Origin of the sequence: Anabaena sp. CS-542/02 (genome assembly GCF_028331085.1) — a bacterium.
GTDB classification, from domain to species: domain Bacteria; phylum Cyanobacteriota; class Cyanobacteriia; order Cyanobacteriales; family Nostocaceae; genus Anabaenopsis; species Anabaenopsis arnoldii.
The window spans coordinates 1-4,164 of the sequence record NZ_JAQMTM010000004.1 but is presented as its reverse complement, the minus strand read 5'-3'; the positions used below and the strand labels follow the sequence as shown (position 1 = coordinate 4,164).

General features: G+C 42.4%; 4 protein-coding genes, 1 tRNA gene and 2 pseudogenes. 5 read left to right on the top strand and 2 right to left on the bottom strand.

The genetic code is table 11. The annotated features are described in order from the left end of the window. A pseudogene (locus PN447_RS00260) lies at positions 1 to 140 on the bottom strand (photosystem II D2 protein (photosystem q(a) protein)); the annotation flags it as partial. Positions 141 to 435: 295 nt separating this feature from the next. Between PN447_RS00260 and PN447_RS00255 the strand changes: the two are divergent. From PN447_RS00255 to PN447_RS00240, 4 genes are all read left to right on the top strand, one after another. Next, complete coding sequence (locus tag PN447_RS00255; RefSeq protein ID WP_271759979.1) at positions 436 to 711, top strand: hypothetical protein; 276 nt, start codon at positions 436 to 438, stop codon at positions 709 to 711. Positions 712 to 724: 13 nt separating this feature from the next. Then, entirely contained in the window at positions 725 to 1,402 is a 678-nt protein-coding gene (locus tag PN447_RS00250; RefSeq protein WP_271759978.1) for an ABC transporter ATP-binding protein, read from the top strand. Between the two features lie 218 nt (positions 1,403 to 1,620). Beyond that, the gene (locus tag PN447_RS00245) at positions 1,621 to 2,169 is read left to right on the top strand and encodes an NYN domain-containing protein (RefSeq protein WP_271759977.1); all 549 of its coding nucleotides are present in this window, start codon (positions 1,621 to 1,623) and stop codon (positions 2,167 to 2,169) included. Positions 2,170 to 2,317: 148 nt separating this feature from the next. Beyond that, a tRNA-Asn gene (locus PN447_RS00240) sits at positions 2,318 to 2,389 on the top strand. Between the two features lie 142 nt (positions 2,390 to 2,531). Here the strand turns inward: PN447_RS00240 and PN447_RS00235 are convergent. Continuing rightward, complete coding sequence (locus PN447_RS00235; RefSeq protein ID WP_271759976.1) at positions 2,532 to 2,759, bottom strand: hypothetical protein; 228 nt, start codon at positions 2,757 to 2,759, stop codon at positions 2,532 to 2,534. 65 nt (positions 2,760 to 2,824) lie between these two features. Between PN447_RS00235 and PN447_RS00225 the strand changes: the two are divergent. Next, positions 2,825 to 4,164: pseudogene (locus PN447_RS00225) on the top strand (ATP-binding protein); the annotation flags it as partial.

The following is a 4,164-nucleotide window of genomic DNA, read 5'->3' as shown; positions in this document are numbered from 1 at the left end:
CCGCCTAGTGCTAGGTAAGCGCAGGGGAATAATAATATCCCTGACCAGCCTACGAATACGAAGCGATCGCGCTTTAACCAGTCGTCTAAAGCGTCAAACCACCCTCTTGTACTGGGGGCACGTCCAACTGCGATGGTCATTAGAACGAATCTCCAAATGTTTATAAGTACAGGTCTGCTTATAGATCAGCTTTTGACAGCCATCTTTATGCAGATAGTTTACCAGATTGTCAATCTAGTTTACAAATTTTTACTGACTCTCATAATTATAAGTGCAAATGATGACTTTTTCTAGTTAATTCTGGATTAAATTTTATTTTTTGCCAAAAAAGCCCTCAGAGGGTTGAGGGTTGACCACGGCGACTAATTCGCCATTCCCAATTCCCCATGTGCTAACGCTAAAATGAGTCCTACAGTTACGTTGGACTAATCCTAAATGTTTACCATTGACCTAAGCATCAGAAATACAGCCTTCCCCATATCTGTACAACGTAAGACACAAGAGGATGCTGAAGCTATCTATCAGCTAATTTTGGCCGCTATGCGCTCTGGTAACCCTGACATCGTGGAACTTAAATGTGAGGGTAAGACAGAAAAGAAAATTGCTGTGCGTACAAGTGAAATTTCTGGAGTCCAGATTGTTCAGAAAGATGGTACAACTACTAGCAGTGGTAGACCACCAGGCTTTTTTGCCCTCACTGCTTCTGAATAACTAGGGTATGAAAATGTCAGAATTTGGCATTGAGGTCAAGAATTTAAATTTTAGTTGGCCTAATGGCGCGAAGGCAATCCAATCTTGTTCTCTGGAAGTACCTATAGGTGAATTTTGGATGCTTTTGGGTACAAATGGCAGCGGTAAATCTACATTACTCCGACTACTGGCGGGGCTATTGGCTCCTCAGTCCGGTGAGATTAAGGTTCTAGAACCCGTTGGCTTTGTGTTTCAAAATCCTGATCATCAATTGGTAATGCCAACTGTGGGTGCTGATGTGGCTTTTGGACTGGTAGAAGAAAAGTTACCCCCGGCGACGGTGAGGACAAGGGTTGAGGAGGCGTTGAAGTCGGTGAATTTGTCTACCCTGCAACTACGCCCTATTTATGCTTTGAGTGGGGGACAAAAACAACGAGTGGCGATCGCCGGCGCGATCGCGCGGCGTTGTGAAATTTTACTCTTAGATGAACCGACAGCCCTCTTAGACCCAGATAGCCAATTAGAGTTAGTGGCTAGTGTGAGTCGTTTAGTCAAAAGTCGGGGAATGACGGCTCTGTGGGTAACTCATCGCCTAGATGAGTTGAACTACTGTGACGGTGCTTTTCTACTACAAAATGGCTGTTTAATAGATCAAGGTGATCCTCAGCGTCTGAAGCAAAGGTTGATGACAATGGATAATGGATCAATTTAAATACCCATTTCCTCCCATGCCTTTTTCTGAATAGTTACTAACAATTGAGACGCGCCTTGATCCGGCGCGTTTCTGTTTGAGCAAGCTTTTTGCAGTGAAATCCTATCATCTGATGCAATTTTTTAATGGTTTGTAACATAGAGTTACAAGTAATATTTCAATTACCATGAAATTTATGAATGAATTTTGTTAACTCTAGATAACTGTGATTAAATACCATGCATCGTTCCTTACTACCCGCTGTCTTGTTAGTGGACGGCTACAATATAATTGGCGCTTGGCCTTGCCTGAAAAAAACCCGTGATCATTCAGGACTAGAGGCTGCACGCGGGGAACTAGTCGAAGTAATGACTAGTTACAGCTCGTTTCTAGGTTATAACACTCAAATAATTTTTGATGCCCAACATCATAAAGCTCCTACTAATCAAGAAATGATTACGGAACTGTTATCAGTTCATTACACTGACTTTGGACAAACCGCAGACACTTATATTGAAAAATCCTGTGCATCTCTACGGGAGCAAAAAGCGCAGTCTCTGATTAATCGGGTAATTGTGGCCACATCTGACCGCGCCCAACAGTTGATAGTTCAGGGCTATGGGGCTGAATTGTTGTCTGCACAACAGCTTTGTAGTGACGTGCAAGGTACAATTTCTCGGATGCGAGATAAATATCAAAAACCCAAACAACCCAAAGGTCGGTTTTTAGCCAATTCCATTGATGCCAAAGCACGCCAACGATTAGCTCAGTTGAGAATGGGGTTATAGTAGCCCATGGAGTCTAAAGGGCGATAACCCTGTACTGGTAAGGGTTTGGGCTGCGGTGTGATCATAATTAAATATCTACAAAAAAAAAGTTTGGTAAAACACTTGCCAAATTCTATATGTTGGGTTTAAGATTATTACTTGTGAGCGTTCCTCAGTAGCTCAGCGGTAGAGCGATCGACTGTTAATCGATTGGTCGCTGGTTCGAATCCAGCCTGGGGAGTTAAATTAAATAGTTTTGAGTAGAGACAATACTAGAATACCGGACTTATTAGAGAAGTCAGCCAGGGGTATATAATATATTTTCCTTATCGCCAGGAAAGGCTTTATATTGCCAAATCAGTGATACTATTGGGGTAATTATGTCATCTATCTATAGATATTTGAGAAGATAAATCATATTCACATCCAATCAAGGCGAGCGCCCTTAATATCCAAACTTTTCTCAGAAATCGCGGATATTTTACCCAGTGTCCACAGTAGGTGTTATCCGTGGGCGATCGCACCAGCGCTGCTGCTAAAGCTTGCACTCGGCTTGAGCCGAAGTGCAGATCGCTGTTGACTATTAATACTTCTGACCTGTCAACGGTCAACCGTCAACAGTTAACAGTCAACAATCATGGAAGTTATAATCAAATCAAGCTATACATAAACTATTATGACTAAATGGTTTAATACTGCTGGCCCTTGTAAGCCAAATATCCACTATACCTTACCCACAAGTCAGCGGTTACCAGAGTTAAAACGCCTGATTGAGCAAGAGAATTACTTTGTTATCCATTGACCCAGACAAACCGGTAAAACCACTGCCATGCTCACCTTAGCACAGGAGTTAACAGCCAGTGGCAAGTACACCGCGGTCTTACTATCCTTAGAAGTGGGCGCAGTATTTCCCCATGAGCCGGGAACTGCTGAAAGGGCAATTTTAGATGAGTGGAAACAGTCGGTTAATTTCACCTACCAGCCAATCTACAGCCCACTACATGGACAGAAGTAGGTACTGGATCCCAAATTGGCACATTTTTAAGTACTTGGGCAACTGATTCACCCTTACCCCTGGTGGTATTCTTAGATGAAATTGACGCTTTAAGTGATGAAACTTTAATTTCTGTACTGCGACAATTACGCTCCGGTTATCCTAGTCGCCCCCAATGTTTCCCCCAATGTGTGGCGTTAATCGGGATGCGGGATGTACGTGATTATAAGGTAGCCTCTGGTGGTAGCGATAGATTAAATACCTCTAGCCCCTTTAATATTAAGGTAGAGTCTTTAACTTTAAATAATTTTACTTTGGAAGATGTAAGGAATCTATACGCACAACACACCCAAGCCACGGGGCAAATTTTCACCCCCGAAGCCATTAATCACGCCTACTATTTAACCCAGGGTCAACCTTGGTTAGTTAATGCGATCGCCCGTCAAGTTACAGAATATTTAGCAGAAGATACCAACATTCCCATCACAGTAGATTTAATCAATCAAGCTAAAGATATCTTAATTCAAAGACAAGACACCCACTTAGATAGTTTAGCAGAGCGACTGCGAGAAGATAGAGTTAAGGCAATTATTCAACCCATGTTAGCTGGGGAAGAATTGCCAGATGTGCCTAATGATGATATTCGTTTTCTCCTAGATTTAGGATTGTGTCGCTATCATCCCATCAGAGGTTTAGAAATTGCCAACCCCATATATAGAGAAGTTTTACCTAAAGTTTTAGCCTATACTCCCATTATGTCCTTAGGGGTGATTGAACCTGAATGGTTGAGTGCCAGTGGTGAATTAATCCCAGAAAAATTATTAGACTTATTTTTAGACTTTTGGCGACAACATGGGGAACCATTATTTAAAAGTACCCCTTACCCAGAAATTGCTCCCCACTTAGTATTAATGGCATTTTTACACCGGGTTGTTAATGGTGGTGGGAGCTTAGAGCGGGAATACGCTATAGGCTCCGGGAGGATGGATATATGTTTAAGGTATGGGGATGTGGTCTTAGGG

Excerpts from the sequence above, each read along its gene's own strand:
- PN447_RS00255 (WP_271759979.1), top strand. The coding sequence starts at position 436 with ATGTTTACCATTGACCTAAGCATCAGAAATACAGCCTTCCCCATATCT.
- PN447_RS00250 (WP_271759978.1), top strand. The coding sequence starts at position 725 with ATGTCAGAATTTGGCATTGAGGTCAAGAATTTAAATTTTAGTTGGCCT.
- PN447_RS00245 (WP_271759977.1), top strand. The coding sequence starts at position 1,621 with ATGCATCGTTCCTTACTACCCGCTGTCTTGTTAGTGGACGGCTACAAT.